This is a genomic window from Pseudomonas sp. P4_C3, assembly GCF_056402075.1.
In genome coordinates this window covers 1-18965 of the sequence record NZ_JBFUIC010000165.1, presented here as the reverse complement: position 1 = coordinate 18965, position 18965 = coordinate 1, and the positions used below count along the sequence as shown (strand labels likewise).

Genomic DNA, 18965 nt, shown 5'->3' with positions numbered 1-18965 from the left:
ACAGGGGACCGCATTCTTCTGTAGGAGCTGCCGAAGGCTGCGATCTTTTGATCTTGGCTTTTTCTTGGCAAACAAAAAGCCCACCAATCGGTGGGCTCCTTGTTTTCACAGCGCTATCAGAAATACTTCATCTTCGGCGCTTCTTCTTTCAACGGCTCGTTCTTTGCCGTCTGTTCGTTCCAGCCACCACCCAGTGCCTTGTACAGATTGACCTGGCTGACCAGCTGCGCCAGACGGTCGGTGATCAGCACCTGTTGTGCACTGAACAGCTGACGCTGGGCATCGAGGAAGGTCAGGTTGCTGTCGACACCGATGCGGTAACGACGCTCGGCCAGGCGGTAGTATTGCTGGTTGGCACTGACGAAATCTTTCTGTGCCTGCAACTGCTGGACGTAGGTCTGGCGGGCGGCCAGGCCGTCGGCAACTTCCTGGAAGGCCGTTTGAATGGACTTCTCGTAGTTCGCCACGCCAATGTCTTTCTGGATTTTCGAGTAATCCAGGCTGGCGCTCAGGGAGCCGGCGTTGAAGATCGGCAGGTTGATCTGCGGCTGGAACAGCCACGTGCCTGAACCACCCTTGAACAGGCCGGASAGGTCCGGGCTCARRGTGCCGGCATTGGCCGTGAGGCTGATGCTCGGGAAGAACGCAGCCCGCGCCGCGCCGATGTTGGCGTTGGCGGCCTTCAGGTTGTACTCGGCCTGAAGGATGTCCGGACGACGATGCAGCAGGTCCGACGGCAGGCCGGGCGGAACGTCGCTCAGCAGATCGTCGTCAAGCGGTTTGGCCGCTTGCAGGTTGGCCGGGATACCGGTACCGAGCAGCAGCACCAGGATGTTCTCGTCCTGGGCGACCTGACGGGTGTACTTGGCCAGTTGCGCACGGGCGTTTTCCACCGAGGTGCGCGACTGCGCCAGGTCCAGGGCCGAGGCGACCCCGACTTCGTTGCTGCGGGCGGTGAGCTTGTAGCTCTCCTCGAAGGCGGCCAGGGTGTCCTGGGTCAGCTTGTACAACTCCTTGTCGGCCTGCCAGGTCAGGTAGGCATTGGCCACGCTGGCCACCAGGCTGATCTGCGTACTGCGGCGGCCTTCTTCAGTGGCGAAGTACTTCTGCAGCGCCTCTTCGTTCAGGCTGCGAACCCGACCGAACAGGTCGAGTTCATAGGCGCTGACCCCGACCGTGGCCGAGTAGGAACTGACGATGCCCGACTGACCTGTTTGCGAGGAGTTTTCCGGAACCCGCTGACGGCTGCCGGTGCCGTTGGCCGAGACGGCCGGGAACAGATCGGCACGGGAGATGCGGTATTGAGCCGCAAACGCGTCGATGTTCAGGGCCGCGACACGCAGGTCACGGTTGTTTTCCAGGGCCACCTGGATCAGCTGTTGCAGCGCCGGGTCATGGAAAAACTGCTTCCAGCCTTGCTCGGCAGCCGCTTGCGCCGGTGCCTGGGCCGGCGAGTACGCCGGGCCCTGCGGGTATTGGCCCGCCACCGGCGCTTCGGGCTGCTGATAATCAGGTATCAGCGAGCAGCCACCGAGCACGAAGGCGGCGACTGCCAGGGAGAGTAGCGACTTGCTCATTAGCCAGCCTCTTGAGGAGTTTCAGTGGCGTCATCCTGGTCGGCGATTTTGCGCTGGCCTATGGACGACACGGTGACGAAGAACAGTGGGACCCAGAAAATCGCCAGCACAGTGGCCGTGATCATACCGCCGATCACACCGGTGCCGATTGCATGCTGGCTACCGGAACCCGCGCCGGTGGATATCGCCAGTGGTACCACACCCAGAACGAAGGCGAGCGAGGTCATGATGATCGGTCGCAGACGCATGCGACTGGCTTCAATTGCCGCATCGCGCAGGCTACGCCCTTGTTCGTGCAGTTCCTTGGCAAATTCGACAATCAGAATGGCGTTTTTCGCCGCCAGACCGATAGTCGTCAACAGACCTACCTGGAAGTACACGTCGTTGGACAAACCGCGCAGGCTGGTGGCCATCAGTGCACCGATGATCCCCAGCGGCACCACCAACATCACCGCGATCGGAATCGACCAGCTCTCATACAACGCCGCCAGACACAAGAACACCATCAGCAGCGACAGGGCGTACAGCGCGGGTGCTTGCGAACCGGACAGACGTTCTTCGTACGACAGACCGGTCCAGGAAATACCGACACCCGCCGGTAGCTTCTGCGCGATGGCTTCGACTTCGGCCATGGCTTCACCGGTGGAATAGCCAGGCGCCGGGGCTCCGAGGACTTCCATCGCTTCCACGCCGTTGTAGCGGGCCAGTTTCGGCGAACCGTAAATCCACTCGCCCTTGGCGAACGCCGAGAACGGAACCATGGTGCCGCTGCTATTGCGCACGTACCACTTCTGCAGGTCTTCAGGGTTCATTCGAGCGCCTGGCTGGCCTTGCACGTAAACCTTCTTCACGCGACCGCGGTCGATGAAGTCGTTGACGTAGCTACTGCCCAGGGCAATCGACAGAGTGTTGTTGATATCGGCGATGGTAATGCCCAGGGCACTGGCCTTCTCGTCATCGATTTCCAGTTGGTATTGCGGTTCGTCGTTCAGGCCGTTCGGACGCACCTGAGTCAGAATCTTGCTTTGCGCCGCCATGCCGAGGAACTGGTTACGTGCAGCCATCAGTTTGTCGTGGCCGATGCCGGCGCGGTCCTGCAGGAACACGTCGAAACCGGTGGCGTTACCCAACTCCAGTACCGCCGGTGGCGCGAAGGCGAACACCATGGCGTCACGGAAGGTGAAGAAGTGCTGTTGGGCACGGGCCGCTACCTTGAACACGTTGTTGTCGGCGTTACGCTCGTCCCACGGCCGGAGCATGATGAACGCCATACCCGAACTCTGGCCACGGCCGGCGAAGTTGAAGCCGGTTACGGTAAACACCGAGTTCACCGCATCGCCTTCACCGCCATCCTTGCCCGGACGCAGCAGGAATTCCCGCATCTCGTCCACGACCACCTGGGTGCGCTGGGCACTGGAACCGGCCGGGGTCTGCACCTGGGCAAACAGTACGCCCTGGTCTTCTTCCGGCAGGAACGCCGTTGGAATACGGGTGAACAGCCAGATCATGCCGACGACGATGATCAGGTAGGCCAGCAGGTACGGGGCCTTTTGCGCGAGCATATTGCCCACGCCACGCTCGTAGCTTCTGACGCCGCGGTCGAAGTTGCGGTTGAACCAGCCGAAGAAACCGCGTTTCGGGGTGCCGTGCTCGCCTTTCGGAATCGGCTTGAGCATGGTCGCGCAGAGCGCCGGGGTGAAGATCAGTGCAACCAGTACCGACAGGGCCATGGCCGAGACGATGGTGATCGAGAACTGCTTGTAGATCACACCGGTGGAGCCGCTGAAGAACGCCATCGGCAGCAGCACCGCCGACAGCACCAGGGCAATACCCACCAGTGCGCCCTGGATCTGGCCCATGGATTTCTTGGTGGCTTCCTTGGGTGACAGGCCTTCTTCGCTCATCACCCGTTCGACGTTTTCCACCACGACGATGGCGTCGTCCACCAGCAAGCCGATGGCCAGCACCATACCGAACATGGTCAGGGTGTTGATGCTGAAACCGGCTGCCGCGAGGATCCCGAACGTACCGAGCAATACCACCGGCACGGTCATCGTGGTGATGATGGTGGCACGGAAGTTCTGCAGGAACAGGAACATCACCAGGAACACCAGTGCGACCGCTTCGACCAGGGTGTGAACCACGCCTTTGATCGATTCGGTCACCACCGGAGTAGTGTCATACGGGAACACCACTTCCATCCCTTGCGGGAAGAACGGCTTGAGGTTGTCGATGGTCGCGCGCAGGGCTTTGGCCGTATCGAGAGCGTTGGCACCGGTAGCCAGTTTCACCGCCAGGCCGGATGCCGGGGCACCGTTGAACTGGGCGTTAATGCTGTAGTTCTCACCCCCCAAACCGACTTCGGCGACATCTTTGAGGCGAACCTGGGAACCGTCCTTGTTGACCTTGAGCAGGATCTTGTCGAATTGCTCCGCGGTCTGCAGACGGGTCTTGCCGATGATCGTCGCGTTCAACTGGGTGCCGGGCAGGGCCGGCAGGCCGCCGAGCTGGCCGGACGACACCTGGACGTTCTGCGCAGCGATGGCGGTCTTGGCGTCGATAGGGGTCAGGTTGAATTTGTTCAACTTGGCCGGATCGAGCCAAATCCGCATGGCGTACTGGGAACCGAACACCTGGAAGTCACCGACACCGGCGGTCCGCGAGATCGGGTCCTGCATGTTCGACACGATGTAGTTGGACAGGTCGTCCTTGGTCATGCTGCCGTCACGCGACACCACGCCGATCACCAACAGGAAGTTCTTCACCGCCTTGGTGACGCGGATACCTTGCTGCTGCACTTCTTGCGGCAGCAGTGGGGTAGCCAGGTTCAGCTTGTTCTGCACCTGAACCTGCGCGGTATCGGAGTTGGTGCCTTGCTCGAAGGTCGCGGTAATGGTCATGGTGCCGTCGGAGTTACTTTCCGACGAGACATAACGCAGGTGGTCGATACCATTGAGCTGTTGTTCGATCACCTGCACCACGGTGTCCTGTACGGTCTGTGCCGAAGCACCCGGGTAGGCCACGGAGATGGCGATCGCTGGCGGCGCAATGCTCGGGTATTGGTTGATCGGCAGTTTGAGGATCGATAGAGCCCCGACCAACATGATCACCAGGGCAATTACCCAGGCGAAAATCGGACGGTCGATAAAAAATTTCGACATGGTTTACTCCCCTTTACCGCCAGACGCTGTATTAGCTGCCTGGGCGGGGGCCGGGTTCTTTGCGGCTACGTTGGTCGCTTCACTGGCCTTGACTTCGATGCCGGGTTTGACGAATTGCAGACCTTCGGTGATCAGTCGATCGCCGGCCTTCAGGCCGTCTTCGATCAGCCATTGGTTACCGACGGTGCGGTTGGCCTTGAGGTGACGCAGTTCGACCTTGTTGTCCGGGCCGACAACCAGTGCGGTCGGGGTACCCTTGAGGTCGCGGGTCACGCCTTGCTGCGGGGCCAGGATCGCCGCGCTGTTCACACCGGCCAGCAACTTGGCGTGCACGAACATGCCAGGCAGAAGGGTGTGGTCAGGGTTCGGGAAAATCGCGCGCAGGGTGACGGAACCGGTGGTCTGGTCAACCGAGATTTCGGAGAACTCCAGCTTGCCGTCCAGCTTGTATTCGCTGCCGTCTTCGAGGGTCAACTTGACCGAGGCTGTGTTATCGCCAGCCTTTTGCAGGCGACCGCTTTCCAGCTCACGGCGCAGTTTCAACAGTTCGACCGAGGACTGCGTCACGTCGACGTAGATCGGGTCGATCTGCTGAATCACCGCCATCGCATCGACCTGGGCATTGCTGACCAGCGCGCCTTCAGTCACCGAGGAACGGCCGATTCGGCCGGTCAGCGGGGCATAGACCTTGGTGTAGCGCACGTTGATCTGTGCCGTTTGCAGCGCGGCTTCCGATTGCAGGCGGTTGGCCACGGCGGTGTCGTATTCCTGACGGCTTACGGCTTGCTCGTCGACCAGTTGCTTGTAGCGGTCGGAAATCGATTTGGTCGAACGCAGGTTGGCTTCGGCGCTGGCAAGCGTTGCTTCATAGATCGACGGGTCGATCTGATAGAGCTGCTGGCCGGCCTTGACGTCACTGCCTTCCTTGAACTGGCGCTTGAGAATGATGCCGTTGACCTGCGGGCGGACTTCGGCAATGCGGAACGCACTGGTACGGCCGGGCAGATCGGATGTCAGGGTGAAAGCTTGCGGTTGCAGAGTCACGACGCCGACCTGAGGCGGTGGGGCGGCCGGTGCTGCCTCTTCCTTTTTGCATCCGCTGAGCAGCGATGCCAAGGCGACGGCGGCGACCAGAGCGGTAACAGCTGGCTYGAATTGCATGAAAATCCTCGGGTCAGGCGCGCAAGGAGCGCACTAGAAAGGTGGAAGGTTGAAAAATGTTTGCAGAGTGGATAAGTAGCTTGCTAATGAATATACTTACGTACATGGCTGTTTGTAAATACCCAGGCTGCGTATCAACGTCGTTACTCAAGCCGTTACACAAGCCGTTGAAAGGTTGGAATTGTAGGCCGGGGACGAACCCCCAGAACGTTCGCCCCACTTTTATTCAGCTGATATTCAGACATCGCTGAAGCACCCTGATTGAGGTTGTACTGCCATGGTCCGTCGTACCAAAGAGGAAGCTCAGGAAACCCGCGCGCAAATTCTCGTGGCGGCCGAAAAGGCCTTTTTCGAGCGAGGCGTGGCGCGCACGACCCTGGCGGACATCGCGACCCTGGCCGGCGTCACTCGAGGGGCCATTTACTGGCATTTCAGCAACAAGGCGGATCTGGTGCAGGCCATGCTCGACACCTTGCATGAGCCGCTGGAAGAAATGGCCAAGGCCAGCGAAAGCGAAGACGAACTGGATCCCCTGGGCTGCATGCGCAAACTGTTGATTCATTTGTTTCATCAAATTGCGCTGGACCCGAAAACCCGCCGCATCAATGAGATTCTTTATCATAAGTGCGAATTCACCGATGAAATGTGCGACCTGCGCCAGCAGCGCGTGTCAGCCAGCCTCGAATGCAATGTGCGGATCGGCCTGGCCCTGAGTAATGCAGTGAATCGTGGCCAGTTGCCGGAAAACCTCGACACCGCCCGCGCCGCGATCAGCTTGCATGCTTATATTGATGGCATCCTGTACCAGTGGCTGCTGGCCCCCGACAGTTTTGAATTGCACACCGAAGCCGAGCGTTGGGTCGATACCGGGCTGGATATGCTGCGCTTGAGCCCCAGCCTGCGTAAATAAAGCAAAATGCGTAATTAGCGCCTTGTGTGTCAACCGTTGAGGCTGCAGATGAACAGTTCTTCACCCGCCCTTCGACAATGGGGTGCTTTATATACTTACACTCGGCAGGTTGACAGGTAGCAAGCTCAGTAATTTGTAGGGAATTTGTGTCGAGTCTGTGAGCACCTGCCGATGATCGCGGCCCCTGTGGGAGCGAGCTTGCTCGCGATRGCGGTGTGTCAGTCGACGTCTTCGTTGATGGTTACACCGCYATCGCGAGCAAGCTCGCTCCCACAGGGGAAAGTGTCAAACCGTCACATATTAAAAAGCCCCGGCTCTTTCGAGTCGGGGCTTTTGCGTTTCAACAGTTGCTGATTACAGCGTCGGGTAGTCGATGTAACCGGCCGGGCCCTTGGTGTAGAACAGTTCCGGACGCACGTCGTTCAGCGGCGCGTCAGCCTGCAAACGCGCTGGCAGGTCAGGGTTGGCAATGAAAGGTACGCCGAAGGCGACTGCATCGGCCTTGCCGCTGGCGAGCAACGTGTTGGCGCTGTCCTTGGTGAAACGCTCGTTGGCAATGTATGGGCCGCCGAACGCTTCCTTGAGTTGAGGGCCGAGGCTGTCGGCACCTTCTTTCTCGCGCGAGCAGATGAAGGCGATGCCACGCTTGCCCAGTTCGCGAGCGACGTAGGTGAAGGTTTCGGCCAGGTTGTCGTCGCCCATGTCATGCATGTCGGCGCGTGGCGACAGGTGTACGCCCACACGGCCGGCACCCCAGATTTCGATCGCCGCGTCAGTCACTTCCAGCAGCAGGCGGGCACGGTTTTCCAGGGAGCCGCCGTAGTTGTCGGTGCGCTGGTTGGTGCTGCTTTGCAGAAACTGGTCGAGCAGGTAACCGTTGGCGGCATGGATTTCCACACCGTCGAAGCCGGCCGCCTTGGCGTTCTCGGCACCGACGCGGTAAGCGTCGACGATGTCGGCGATTTCAGCGGTTTCCAGGGCGCGCGGCACAGGGAAGTCGGCCAACGGACGAACCAGGTTGACGTGGCCCTTTGGCTGGATGGCGCTCGGGGCGACCGGGGCTTCACCGTTCAGGTACAAACCGTGGGAAATGCGACCCACGTGCCACAGTTGCAGGAAGATCTTGCCGCCCGCGCCATGGATAGCCTTGGTCACGTTGGACCAGCCACGTACCTGATCGTTGGACCAGATGCCCGGGGTGTCCGGGTAGCCGACGCCCATCGGCGTCACCGAAGTGGCTTCGCTGAGGATCAGCCCGGCGGAGGCACGTTGCACGTAGTACTCGGCCATCAGCGCGTTGGGCACGCGACCTTCGTCGGCGCGGCAGCGGGTCAGTGGCGCCATGATGATGCGGTTGGCCAACTCGAGGTCGCCCAGTTTGATCGGATCGAAAATAGTCGTCATTTAGTGCACCCTCGTGAGGTAATGGTTGATCAGTTGGTAGCAGGGGCCAGATCGGGATTGCCGCTCCGACGGAAAGTAATCAGGGTCACCAGCAGGGCGAGTACCGCCAGTGCCGCTGCCGCGAGCGGCACGCTGGTCAGGCCGAAGCCGTGGGCGATCACGCTGCCGCCGACCCAGGCACCCAAGGCGTTGCCGATATTGAAAGCGCCGATGTTCAGGGTCGATACCAGGTTCGGTGCGGCGTTGCCGAAGGTCACCACGTTCACTTGCAGCGCCGGTACGGCGGCGAAGCACGCGGTGGCCCAGAGGAACAGGGTGATTTCGGTCGGGATCAGCGCGACGCTGGTCCAGGTGAGCACGGTGGACACCACGGCCATGGTGATGAACACGCCGATCAGCGTCGCGGCCATGCCTTTGTCGGCCAGCTTGCCGCCGATGATGTTGCCGACCGTCAGGCCCAGGCCGATGAGCATCAGGGTCCAGGTCACGCCACGGGGCGAGACGCCGGTGACTTCGCCCAGCAGCGGCGCGACGTAGGTGAACAGGGTGAACACCGAGGCGGCAAACAGCGCGGTCATGCTCAGGGACAGCCAGATGCCGCCGCCCTTGAGTGCGGCGAGTTCGGCGCGCATGTCGAGTTTTTCTTCATCACGCTTGGCCGGCAGGAAGCGGATCAGACCGATCAGTGCGATCACACCGATCACGGTCACGGCCCAGAAGGTCGAACGCCAGCCGGCTTCCTGGCCGAGGGCGGTGCCCAGCGGTACGCCGAGGACGTTGGCCAGGGTCAGGCCGGTGAACATCAGGGCCACGGCCGAAGCGCGTTTGTTCGCAGGCACCAGGCCGGCGGCTACCACTGAACCGATACCGAAGAAGGCGCCATGACACAGGGCGGTGACCACACGGGCAAACATCAGCACGTTGTAGTCGCCGGCCACCGCGCAGAGCAGGTTGCCAATAATGAAAATGCCCATCAACGCCACCAGGGCGGCCTTGCGCGGCAATTTGGCGGTGGCCAGCGCCATGAACGGCGCGCCGATGGCCACGCCCAGGGCGTAACCCGTCACCAGCCAGCCGGCACCGGGAATCGACACACCGAGGTCAGCCGCCACGTTGGGCAGCAGGCCCATGATGACGAACTCTGGAAAACCAATTGAGAACGCCCCCACAGGGTCAGAGCTCTTTACTGAAGGTTCTGAGGAATTCCTGGATGGTTTCCTCATTACGTTTGAAGAAGTGCCACTGGCCGACTTTACGGCTGCTGATCAGGCCGGCGCGTTGCAGGGTCGCCAGGTGTGCGGACACCGTGGACTGCGACAGGCCGCAACGTTGATCGATCTGCCCGGCGCAAACGCCGTGCTCGTTGCTGTGGGACTGGTCGGGGAATTCGACGCTCGGGTCCTTGAGCCAGTGCAGGATGTCTCGCCGTACCGGGTGCGCCAAGGCTTTTATTATTTCGTCGAGATTCATGGTCATGATGTGGGCTCGTGATGTTTAAAACGCTATATCGCGATGAGGCGAACTTTAAATCGGTATTTCGCGATATACAAATATGATTTGGCTCTGACCAGCTCGCATTTCGGTATATCGAGTTATAACGATATGTTGAGTGTAACAAGACAAGATGGCGGTGCTAAGCTGCGCCCATGAACTATCTCGCACATCTTCACCTCGGTGGTCAGCGTCCAGGTCAATTGCTCGGCAGTCTGTATGGCGATTTCGTCAAGGGACGGCTGCAAGGGCAGTTCGCTCCGGAAATCGAGGGGGCCATCCAGCTGCACCGCAGCATCGACGTGTTCACCGATCGCCATCCGCTGGTGGACGTCGCGTTGTCGCGTTTTTCCCTGACCCGTCGTCGCTACGCCGGAATCGTGCTCGACGTGTTTTTCGACCATTGCCTGGCCCGGGACTGGACACTGTATGCCGACCGGCCCCTGGCGTTGTTCATCTCGGACGTTTACCGGGTGCTTTCCAGCGAACGGCAATTGCCGGAGCGGCTGGCGAAGATAGCGCCGCACATGGTGGCCAATGACTGGTTGGGTTCGTATCAGGAATTCGAGGTACTGGAGCAGGTGTTGCGCGGGATCTCGCGGCGCCTGACCCGGCCGGAGGAACTGGCGGCGGCGATGCAGGAGTTGCGGCGGTTGTATGAACCGTTGAGCGAGGATTTTCGGTTGTTCTATCCGCAGTTGCAGGATTTTGCCCGGAACTATTCAACAACATAAAACCCAAATGTGGGAGCGAGCTTGCTCCGGGCGGCGTTCCGACGATGAGGCCATTACAGTCACCATGGATGTGAGTGTGAGATAGCTATCGCGAGCAAGCTCGCTCCCACAGGGGATGTGTGTTTACGCTGCAATTGCAGGGCGCATTGGTGCTCGTTGCGGTTCGACAATTTCACCAAACAACGCCTTCTGCACCGCCTGCTGCGCCTCGAACGCCAGCGCCGCGCGTTCCCGTCCTTCACAAGCGATTGGCTTGAGCAGATGAATCTCCACGCCACCACGGTCGTTGGCGAACAGACGCATCAAGTGCGAGAGCAGATCATCGTCGCCAATGAACGGCGCCAGCGCGCAAGGCTCGCCGTCGCGCACATAACGAATCGCCACCGGCTGCATCGCCACTTCGGAATCGATGGCGGCGGACAGCAGGCGACCATGGAAGGTACGCAGCGAGCGGCCATCAGTAGTGGTGCCTTCCGGGAACATCAGCAAGGGATGGGCTTGTTCCAGGTGACGGGTCATCTGCTTGCGGATCAACTGGCTGTCACCCGAGCCACGGCGGATGAACAGGCTGCCGGCCTTGGCCGCCAACCAGCCGGCCACTGGCCAGGTGCGCACTTCGGCCTTGGACAGGAACGACAGTGGCGTGAGCATGCCCAGCAGCGGAATGTCGGTCCAGGACACGTGGTTGCTGACCCAGAGCATCGGTGTCTTCGGCAGCTCGCCATGGACGGTCACGTCAAAGGGCAGGGCGTTGCTCAGGCGGGCCATGAAAAACCGCGACCAGCGCTGACGACGCGCCATCGAATGGGCCAGGCTCAGGCGCTCGAACACCCCGAACACGCTGGCCATGCCCAAGCCCAGCGTCACCACCACCAGCACTCGCGCGATTCGCGCGTACACCCGCAACCGGCTCATTACACAGCCGCCTTGAAGTGTTTGGCGTAACGCGGGCAGAGTTCGTCGCGCTTGAGCAGGATGAACACATCGGCGACCTGGAAGTCTTCGTCCCAGCATGGCTCGCCGCAGATCTTCGCGCCCAGGCGCATGTAGGCCTTGAGCAGCGGTGGCATTTCGGCGATCACGTTCGACGGGATGTCCAGGCTTGGCAGCGGGTTTTTCGGCTCGGCGCGCAGATGTTCGGTGCACAGGTAGCGTTCGCGCAGACGCTGCATGATCGCGTGGGCCTGCACGCCGCCATCCTGCATCGGAATGCTCGCGCATCCCATCAGGTAGCTGTAGCCGCCCTGGTTCAGGACTTCGGCCAGTTCACCCCAGAGCACGGCGATGGTACCGCCGTTACGGTAGGCCGGGTCGACGCAGGTGCGACCGATTTCCAGGATCGGGCCTTGCAGGTGCACCAGGCCGTGCAGGCTGAATTCTTCTTCGCTGTAAAACCTGCCCAGGCTGCTGGCAGCGGTGTGGTCGAGCAAACGGGTGGTCGCCACCAGACGTCCGGTATTCAAGTCACGTACGCCGATGTGGGCGCAGTGAACGTCGTAGTCATCCATGTCCAGACCCAGTTCAGCGCCCTTGAGCCTGGCGTTGAATTCGCCGCTGAACACGTTGAAGCGCAAGGCCTGGGCCTCCTGCAATGCCTCGGCGCCCACCAGGCGTTCGGCTTGCAGGCGGCGTTCGTTGCCGGTGTCGCTGATGCGGGCGATCTGAGTCATGGCGAATCTCCGTGCGGGCTGCTCACCCGTCTTTGGGCTACAGCGAATCGACTTTCTTTGTCTGGCAAAGTCAGGCTATGTAGCCCCGGTGTCATCGCCATTAAGCTTTGGTGATGCTTATATGACAGCCCACAAGGAGCCTCTTATGCCCTGGCAAATCCTGTTGAACCGCCGTGATCGCCTGCCCGCCAACCCGGATCTGGCTGAAGGTTTCGCGACCTTGTTGCAGCAGTTGGGAGCGGTCACGCCGTTCGAATTGGCCGTGCTTGGCGGGCGGTTGATGGCGACGCCGGGGCTGGCGTTTCTGGTGGGGTATCAAGCGGCCTTGCGCATGCTCTGGCCGAGTGCGCCGCTGAGCCTCGGCGCGCTGTGCGCCACCGAACAGCGCAGCCTGCGCCCGGCCGACATGCAAACCCGACTGAGCGGTTTGCGTCTGAGCGGACGCAAGGATTTCGTCACCGCCGGCAATGCCGCCGACTGGCTGCTGGTGGCGGCCCGCAGCGAGGAGCCCGGCGTCGATCCACGCTTGAGCCTGGCGGTGATCTATCGTGGTGAGCCGGGTGTGCGGGTGGAAAAGCTGGCGCCGATTCCGTTGATGCCGGACATCAGCCATGGCCGCTTGTCTCTGGATAACGCACTGTGCGAATTGCTCGCCGGGGATGGCTGGGACGCGTACGTCAAACCGTTCCGCACGCTGGAAGACATCTACGTACTGAGCGCCATGACGGCGTGGTTGTATGGCGTCGGCCAGGAATGCGATTGGCCACAAGGCTTGCAACTGCGGTTGCTGGGGTTGTTGGCCGGGTGCGCGGAAACCAGTCGTCAGCCACCGACCCATCCGGCCGGGCATGTGTTGCTTGGCGGGTTGTTTGCGCAGTTCGAAGGGCTCAAGGCCGAGGTGAATGAGGCGCTGGCTGGAGGGCCTCCAGAGTGGGCGACGATGTGGCAGCGGGATCAGGCGGTGATGGAGTTGGCGGCGGGGGCGAGGGGCAAGCGGTTGGCCAAGGCATTGGCGCTGTATTGACGGCCGTCATCGCGAACAGGCTCGCTCCTACATTTGGAATGCATTCCCCTGTAGGAGTGAGCCTGCTCGCGATAGCAATCTTTCAGGCAATACAAATTTCTGAACTGTCATCAACCTCGACTAGGCTCAGCAGGTTCAATCTCCGAGCCCCCGCCATGCCCAAAGGCTTGCCCCTGATTTTCCTGCTGTTGCTCAGCTTCACGGTCCAGGCCGAAAACTGGCCCGCCGAGCAATGGCCGACCGCCCCGACGCCGACCGGCCCGGCGCTGCAAGCCCTGGAGGCCTACGCCTTCCCATCCCGCGATGACACCACTCGCCAGGGTGTTCGTACCGATGCCTTGCTGGTGATCCGCGACGGCCAGTTGATCTACGAACGCTACGCCGGTCCGACGACGGCCGAGACGCCGCACCTGACCTGGTCGATCAGCAAGAGCCTGATGGCCACGATCCTCGGCGTGGCCTATGGCGAAGGCTTGTTCAAGCTCGGCGACCCGGTGGCGAAGTTTTATCCGCCCCTGCAAACACACCCCGACATGACCATGGCCGACCTGCTGCACTGGGCCTCGGGCCTGGATTGGCAGGAGGACTACGAATACGCACCGCTGAAGTCTTCGGTGGTGGCCATGCTCTACACCCGCGGTCACCACGACATGGCCGCGTTCACCGCGGCCCATGATGCTTATGCCGCGCCAGGCCAGGCGTTTCGCTACTCCAGCGGTGACAGCAACCTGCTGTCCGCCGCGCTGAAAACCATCGTCGGTCCCGGCCGTTATCCCGACTTTCCGTGGACTGCATTGTTCGAACCGCTGGGCATTCGCCACGCGATCTGGGAAACAGATGCCACGGGCACTTTCGTCGCGTCGTCCTATGCCTACCTCACTGCACGGGACCTGGCCCGGGTCGGTCTGTTGATGGCCCGCGAAGGTCGTTGGGGAGGCAAGCAGCTACTGCCCAAGGATTGGGTGGCGTTCAACCGGGAGCCGTTCGCTCACTATCACGCACACAAAGACGATGCCGTACCCGGCGGCCAATGGTGGCTCAATCGAGCCGTCGAGGGCGCGGCACAACCCTGGCCCGATGCCCCCGCCGACACCTTCGCCGCATTGGGTCATTGGGGGCAGGCAATGTATGTGATCCCCAGCGAACACCTGGTGATCGTCCGCTATGGCGATGACCGCGACGGCAGCTACCGGCACAACCAATTGCTCCAACTCGCGCTCAAGGTCTTTGCCGGGAAGGTGCAGCCATGACCGGTTTCATTCGCCGTCGACCGGCCAGTTCCCTATTGTTGATCCTGCTGATCGCCTTGCTCGGCTGGATCTGGCACGAGCGGGTGGCGCTGTGGGCGTTCCCCGACATCATCAGCGCCTACACCGCCAAGGAATACTGTTCGTGCCGCTACGTGATGAACAACGACGCCGAGTACTGCCACGGTTATGTGCAACAGTGGCTGCCCGCCAGCGACTTTACCGATGATGTTGCTGGCAAGCGGGTAACGGTCAGCGGCATGGGCCGCAGCAACAGCGCAGTGTGGATCGGCGAGCGCCAGGGCTGTCGCTTGCAGCCCTGAGTGCGATGAAGTGCCTGGGTGAGAGGAGGGCTTTTGTGGCGATGGGGTAACGGATGGCTTGCAATGCGCTGAAGGCCGGTTAAGGTTCAGCACAGGTTTATCTGCCCCACGAGTCTCTATGTTCAAGCGCTCCACCCTTCAACCCCTCGCTTTCCTGCTGCTGGCCGGTGCTGCGTTGTCGGCCCGTGCCGATTGGTACCTGGATGGCGAGTCTTCGCGCCTGTCGTTCGTCAGCACCAAAAACGCCAATGTCTGCGAAGTGCAGCGCTTTCTGGTGCTGCACGGCAAGGTCGATCCCGAAGGACTGGCGCAGGTGGAAGTCGAGCTGGAGTCGATCAACAGCGGCATTGCGTTGCGCGATGAGCGCATGCGCAAGGAACTGTTCCAGATCGACCGGTTTCCCGACGCCTTGATCACCACGAAAATCGATCTGCGCCCGATCAATGATCTTGCTCCCGGCGCACAGCTGGAGTTGCGCCTGCCGCTGATGGTGGACCTGCACGGCAAACAACACGAATACCCCGCCGAACTGCTGGCGACCCGTCTCGATGACCGGCGCTTCCAGGTGGTGACCCTCGAACCGCTGGTGATCAATGCCGAGGATTTCGATCTGACGCCTGGTCTGGAGACGTTGCGTAAAATGGCCGGCCTCTCGGCGATCAGTCTGTCGGTGCCGGTGGGTGCGGTGCTGATTTTTACGGCGCGCTGACATGGCCGGAGCGATTTTTCCCTGGCGTGAAGGCAACCACTTCGAACTGCTGGTCGATGGTCCGCAGTTTTTCCCGCGCATGCTGGTGGCGATTGCCCGCGCCGAAGAACAGGTTGAGTTGGAGTTGTATCTGGTGGAGGCGGGCGCCTGTGCCGAAGCCATGGTCCAGGCCCTGGTACAGGCCGCCGAGCGTGGGGTGCGGGTGCGCTGCCTGTTCGATGATTACGGCAGCCTCGCCTTCACCCTGACCTTGCGCCGGCGGCTGATGGCCGCCGGGGTGGAGCTGCGTTTCTACAATCGCCTGAGCTGGCGGCGCTGGGTCGGCAATTTCTACCGCGATCACCGCAAGCTGTTACTGGTGGACCAAAGCATGGCAGTGGTCGGCGGCACCGGTGTCACCGACGAGTTTTGGACCCCGGGGGAAGACGTCAGCGAATGGCACGAAGTGATGGTGGAAATCACCGGGCCGCTGGTGCTCGATTGGCAGTTGCTGTTCGACCGCCAGTGGATCGCCAACCGCCATCGTCGCGCCTGGCGTCCCGCCTCGCATTTCGGCTTGCCGCGCCTGCCTCGGGTGCCATCGATGGGCGAGGGCATGGGCCGGGTGGCCTATGCCGACGCCCGCCAGCACCGGGATATTCTGCAATCGCTGGTGCGCGCCCTGAACAGCGGCCAGCGACGGATCTGGCTGGCCACGCCGTACTTTTTGCCGACCTGGAAAGTCCGCCGTTCCCTGCGCCGGGCGGCTGCCCGGGGCGTCGATGTGCGGTTGCTGCTGACCGGGCCCCGTACCGATCACCCGTCCGTGCGCTACGCCGGGCATCGTTACTACCCGCGACTGCTCAAGGCCGGGGTGAAGATCTTCGAGTACCAGCCGTGTTTCCTGCACCTGAAAATGGTCTTGATCGATGACTGGGTGAGCATCGGCTCGTGCAACTTCGATCACTGGAATCTGCGCTTCAACCTGGAAGCCAATCTGGAAGCGCTGGACCCCGGGTTGACCCGGTCGGTGGCAGCGAGTTTCGAACACGACTTCGCCCTGAGCCAGCAAGTCAGCCTGGAAGAATGGAAGCGCCGGYCACTGTGGCGGCGGATCAAGCAGCGGGTGTGGGGATGGGTGGATCGGGTGGTGGTGAATCTGCTGGATCGAAGGGGTTGACCCCCGATTTTCTGAACACTGAAAACCACTGTGGGAGCGAGCTTGCTCGCGATGAGGGCTTAACATTCGACATCTCTGTCGACTGTCAGTCCGCTATCGCGAGCAAGCTCGCTCCCACAGGTTTTTGCAGTGTTTGAACGGTTACAGCAACTCAAAACTCTGCTGCGTCACGTCCTGGGAATCCAGGCCGATCTGCACGTTGAACTTGCCCGGCTCCGCCGCGTACTTGAGCTGGGTGTTGTAGAACTTCAGCTCGTCCTCAGTGATGGTGAAGTGCACGACCTTCTGTTCGCCGGCCTTGATCATCACTTTCTGGAAGTTCTTCAGTTCCTTGATCGGGCGGATCATCGAGCCGGCCACGTCCTGGATGTACAACTGCACCACGGTTTCGCCGTCACGCTTGCCGGTGTTCTTCACTGTGACGCTGGCGTCGAGCTTGCCGGTCTTGTTCAGTGTGGTCGACGACAGGGCCATGTCGCTCAGGCTGAACTCGGTGTAGCTCAGGCCATAACCGAACGGGTACAAGGGGCCTGTGGTGTCATCGAAATATTGCGAGGTGTAGTTGCCCGGTTTGCCCGGGGTGAACGGCCGGCCAATGGTCAGGTGGTTGTAGTAGGTCGGAATCTGGCCGACCGAGCGCGCGATACTGATCGGCAGTTTGCCCGACGGGTTGTAGTCGCCGAACAGCACATCGGCGATGGCGTTGCCGCCCTCGGTGCCGGTGAACCAGGTTTCCAGGATCGCGTCAGCCTGCTCCCTCTCCTCGAGGATCGTCAGTGGGCGGCCGTTCATCAACACCAGCACCAGCGGTTTGCCGGTGGCTTTCAATGCGCGAATCAGCTCGCGCTGGTTTTCCGGGATGTTCAGGTCGGTGCGGCTCGACGATTCGTGGGACATGCCACGGGATTCGCCGACGGCGGCAACCACTACGTCAGCGTCCTTGGCCGCTTTCACTGCTTCGTCGATCAGCACGTTCGCCGGGCGAGGGTCATCCACCACTTCCGGGGCGTCGAAGTTGAGGAAGTTGAGGTAGCCGAGGATGTTTTTGTCACTGGTGATGTTGGCGCCACGAGCGTAGATCAGCGTCGATTGAGCGCCCAGGGCGTTGGTCATGCCGTCGAACAGGGTCACCGATTGCGCCGGTTTACCGGCAGCGGCCCAGCTGCCCATCATGTCGATGGGCGCCTTGGCCAGCGGACCGACCAGGGCGATTTTTGCAGTCTTCTTAAGTGGCAGGGTTTCGTTGCGGTTTTTCAGCAGCACCTGGCTGCGACGCGCCACATCGCGGGCCTCGGCGCGGTGCAGACGGCTGTCGGCGTAGGTGTCGACCGGGTCATCCTCGGCCTTGCCGATGCGCAGGTACGGGTCCTTGAACAGGCCCATGTCGTACTTGGCGCCCAGTACCGCACGCACGGCATTGTCGATGTCGCTCTGCTGGATCTCGCCGGACTTCAGCAGCCCTGGCAGCTCTTTGCCGTACAGGGTGTCGTTCATGCTCATGTGGATGCCGGCCTTGATCGCCAGCTTCGCCGCTTCGCGACCGTCGGCGGCAACGCCGTGCTTGATCAGCTCGAAAATCGCCCCGTGGTCGCTGACCGCCAGGCCCTTGAAGCCCCACTCCTTGCGCAGCAGGTCGTTCATCAGCCAGGTGTTGGCGGTGGCCGGCACGCCGTTGATCGAGTTCAGCGCGACCATCACTCCGCCGGCACCGGCGTCAATCGCCGCACGGTACGGTGGCAGATAGTCCTGGTACATCTTGACCGGGCTCATGTCGACGATGTTGTAGTCGCGGCCACCCTCGACCGCGCCGTACAGGGCGAAGTGCTTGACGCTGGCCATGATGCTGTCGGCCGCGTTGGCGCCAGTGCCCTGGAACGCCTTGACCATCACGCCGGCAATGCGCGACACCAGGTAGGTGTCTTCGCCGAAGCCTTCGGAAGTACGGCCCCAACGCGGGTCGCGGGAGATGTCGACCATCGGCGCGAAGGTGATGTCGAGGCTGTCAGCCGCGGCTTCCTTGGCGGCGATGCGCCCGGACAGGCCAATGGCGTCCATGTCCCAGCTCGAGGCCAGGGCCAGCGGGATCGGGAAAATGGTGCGGTGGCCGTGGATCACGTCGTAGGCGAAGAACATCGGGATCTTCAGGCGGCTGCGCATGGCCGCGTCCTGCATCGGCCGGTTTTCCGGGCGGGTGATCGAGTTGAACGTACCACCGATGTTGCCCGCCGCGATTTCCTTGCGGATCAGCTCCCGGGGCATTTCCGGGCCGATGCTGATCAGGCGCAACTGGCCGATTTTTTCATCGAGGGTCATTTGCTTCATCAGATTGCTGACGAAGGCTTCCTTGTTCTCCAGGGGTGCGGGTGTCGTGGCGGCCAATACGTTATGACTGGCC

At 61.4% G+C, this 18965-nt stretch carries 16 protein-coding genes; 7 read left to right on the top strand and 9 right to left on the bottom strand.

What is annotated here, in order from left to right; translation table 11 throughout:
• Nucleotides 1-116: 116 nt before the first annotated feature.
• Genes emhC through AC1DVH_RS21085 form a run of 3 tightly spaced genes read right to left on the bottom strand, consistent with a single transcriptional unit; the run spans nt 117 to nt 5899 of the window.
• Entirely contained in the window at nt 117-1577 is a 1461-nt protein-coding gene (gene emhC / locus AC1DVH_RS21095) for an efflux RND transporter outer membrane subunit EmhC (protein WP_477755438.1), read from the bottom strand.
• Nucleotides 1577-4738, bottom strand: coding sequence for an efflux RND transporter permease subunit EmhB (gene emhB / locus AC1DVH_RS21090; RefSeq protein ID WP_477755437.1), 3162 nt, complete (start codon nt 4736-4738; stop codon nt 1577-1579). The genes emhC and emhB overlap by 1 nt, the downstream gene beginning before the upstream one ends.
• Before the next feature lie 3 nt (nt 4739-4741).
• Nucleotides 4742-5899, bottom strand: a complete 1158-nt coding sequence (locus tag AC1DVH_RS21085; RefSeq protein ID WP_477755436.1) for an efflux RND transporter periplasmic adaptor subunit — start codon at nt 5897-5899, stop codon at nt 4742-4744.
• Between the two features lie 277 nt (nt 5900-6176).
• Between AC1DVH_RS21085 and emhR the strand changes: the two genes are divergently transcribed.
• A complete protein-coding gene (gene emhR, locus AC1DVH_RS21080; protein WP_477755435.1) occupies nt 6177-6809 on the top strand; it encodes an efflux system transcriptional repressor EmhR in 633 nt (210 codons plus the stop codon).
• Nucleotides 6810-7163: 354 nt separating this feature from the next.
• Here emhR and AC1DVH_RS21075 read toward each other — a convergent pair whose 3' ends face one another.
• Genes AC1DVH_RS21075 through AC1DVH_RS21065 form a run of 3 tightly spaced genes read right to left on the bottom strand, consistent with a single transcriptional unit; the run spans nt 7164 to nt 9689 of the window.
• Nucleotides 7164-8213, bottom strand: a complete 1050-nt coding sequence (locus tag AC1DVH_RS21075) for an alkene reductase (protein WP_477755434.1) — start codon at nt 8211-8213, stop codon at nt 7164-7166.
• A 29-nt stretch (nt 8214-8242) separates the two neighbouring features.
• The gene (locus AC1DVH_RS21070) at nt 8243-9436 is read right to left on the bottom strand and encodes an MFS transporter (protein WP_477755433.1); all 1194 of its coding nucleotides are present in this window, start codon (nt 9434-9436) and stop codon (nt 8243-8245) included.
• The gene (locus AC1DVH_RS21065) at nt 9387-9689 is read right to left on the bottom strand and encodes an ArsR/SmtB family transcription factor (protein ID WP_477755432.1); all 303 of its coding nucleotides are present in this window, start codon (nt 9687-9689) and stop codon (nt 9387-9389) included. The genes AC1DVH_RS21070 and AC1DVH_RS21065 overlap by 50 nt, the downstream gene beginning before the upstream one ends.
• Nucleotides 9690-9859: 170 nt before the next feature.
• Between AC1DVH_RS21065 and AC1DVH_RS21060 the strand changes: the two genes are divergently transcribed.
• Nucleotides 9860-10438 carry an acyl carrier protein phosphodiesterase gene (locus AC1DVH_RS21060; RefSeq protein ID WP_477755431.1) on the top strand — a complete coding sequence of 193 codons (579 nt, stop codon included), beginning with the start codon at nt 9860-9862 and terminating at the stop codon, nt 10436-10438.
• 123 nt (nt 10439-10561) lie between these two features.
• On the opposite strand, the gene AC1DVH_RS21055 is transcribed toward AC1DVH_RS21060, so the two are convergent.
• Nucleotides 10562-11353, bottom strand: a complete 792-nt coding sequence (locus tag AC1DVH_RS21055) for a lysophospholipid acyltransferase family protein (RefSeq protein WP_477755430.1) — start codon at nt 11351-11353, stop codon at nt 10562-10564.
• Nucleotides 11353-12108, bottom strand: coding sequence for an L-ornithine N(alpha)-acyltransferase (gene olsB / locus AC1DVH_RS21050; protein WP_477755429.1), 756 nt, complete (start codon nt 12106-12108; stop codon nt 11353-11355). The genes AC1DVH_RS21055 and olsB overlap by 1 nt, the downstream gene beginning before the upstream one ends.
• Before the next feature lie 145 nt (nt 12109-12253).
• Between olsB and AC1DVH_RS21045 the strand changes: the two genes are divergently transcribed.
• From AC1DVH_RS21045 to AC1DVH_RS21025, 5 genes are all read left to right on the top strand, one after another.
• Nucleotides 12254-13132 (top strand): acyl-CoA dehydrogenase middle domain-containing protein, encoded by an 879-nt coding sequence (locus AC1DVH_RS21045; protein WP_477755428.1) that lies wholly within the window; start codon nt 12254-12256, stop codon nt 13130-13132.
• Nucleotides 13133-13287: 155 nt separating this feature from the next.
• Complete coding sequence (locus tag AC1DVH_RS21040) at nt 13288-14382, top strand: serine hydrolase domain-containing protein (protein ID WP_477755427.1); 1095 nt, start codon at nt 13288-13290, stop codon at nt 14380-14382.
• Entirely contained in the window at nt 14379-14702 is a 324-nt protein-coding gene (locus AC1DVH_RS21035; RefSeq protein ID WP_477755426.1) for an amidase, read from the top strand. Before AC1DVH_RS21040 ends, AC1DVH_RS21035 begins: the two co-directional genes overlap by 4 nt.
• Nucleotides 14703-14820: 118 nt before the next feature.
• Nucleotides 14821-15411: a YceI family protein gene (locus AC1DVH_RS21030; protein WP_477755425.1), complete on the top strand. Its 591-nt coding sequence runs from the start codon at nt 14821-14823 to the stop codon at nt 15409-15411.
• 1 nt (nt 15412) lies between these two features.
• Entirely contained in the window at nt 15413-16570 is a 1158-nt protein-coding gene (locus AC1DVH_RS21025) for a phospholipase D-like domain-containing protein (protein ID WP_477755424.1), read from the top strand.
• A 141-nt stretch (nt 16571-16711) separates the two neighbouring features.
• Here AC1DVH_RS21025 and bglX read toward each other — a convergent pair.
• Nucleotides 16712-18965, bottom strand: a 2254-nt coding sequence (gene bglX / locus AC1DVH_RS21020; protein ID WP_477755423.1) for a beta-glucosidase BglX, incomplete at its 5' end; no start/stop codon positions are given.

Excerpts from the sequence above, each read along its gene's own strand:
- AC1DVH_RS21035 (WP_477755426.1), top strand. The coding sequence starts at position 14,379 with ATGACCGGTTTCATTCGCCGTCGACCGGCCAGTTCCCTATTGTTGATC.
- AC1DVH_RS21040 (WP_477755427.1), top strand. The coding sequence starts at position 13,288 with ATGCCCAAAGGCTTGCCCCTGATTTTCCTGCTGTTGCTCAGCTTCACG.
- emhR (WP_477755435.1), top strand. The coding sequence starts at position 6,177 with ATGGTCCGTCGTACCAAAGAGGAAGCTCAGGAAACCCGCGCGCAAATT.
- AC1DVH_RS21075 (WP_477755434.1), bottom strand. The coding sequence starts at position 8,213 with ATGACGACTATTTTCGATCCGATCAAACTGGGCGACCTCGAGTTGGCC.
- AC1DVH_RS21030 (WP_477755425.1), top strand. The coding sequence starts at position 14,821 with ATGTTCAAGCGCTCCACCCTTCAACCCCTCGCTTTCCTGCTGCTGGCC.
- AC1DVH_RS21065 (WP_477755432.1), bottom strand. The coding sequence starts at position 9,689 with ATGACCATGAATCTCGACGAAATAATAAAAGCCTTGGCGCACCCGGTA.
- AC1DVH_RS21045 (WP_477755428.1), top strand. The coding sequence starts at position 12,254 with ATGCCCTGGCAAATCCTGTTGAACCGCCGTGATCGCCTGCCCGCCAAC.
- olsB (WP_477755429.1), bottom strand. The coding sequence starts at position 12,108 with ATGACTCAGATCGCCCGCATCAGCGACACCGGCAACGAACGCCGCCTG.
- emhB (WP_477755437.1), bottom strand. The coding sequence starts at position 4,738 with ATGTCGAAATTTTTTATCGACCGTCCGATTTTCGCCTGGGTAATTGCC.
- AC1DVH_RS21070 (WP_477755433.1), bottom strand. The coding sequence starts at position 9,436 with ATGAGGAAACCATCCAGGAATTCCTCAGAACCTTCAGTAAAGAGCTCT.
- AC1DVH_RS21060 (WP_477755431.1), top strand. The coding sequence starts at position 9,860 with ATGAACTATCTCGCACATCTTCACCTCGGTGGTCAGCGTCCAGGTCAA.
- AC1DVH_RS21055 (WP_477755430.1), bottom strand. The coding sequence starts at position 11,353 with ATGAGCCGGTTGCGGGTGTACGCGCGAATCGCGCGAGTGCTGGTGGTG.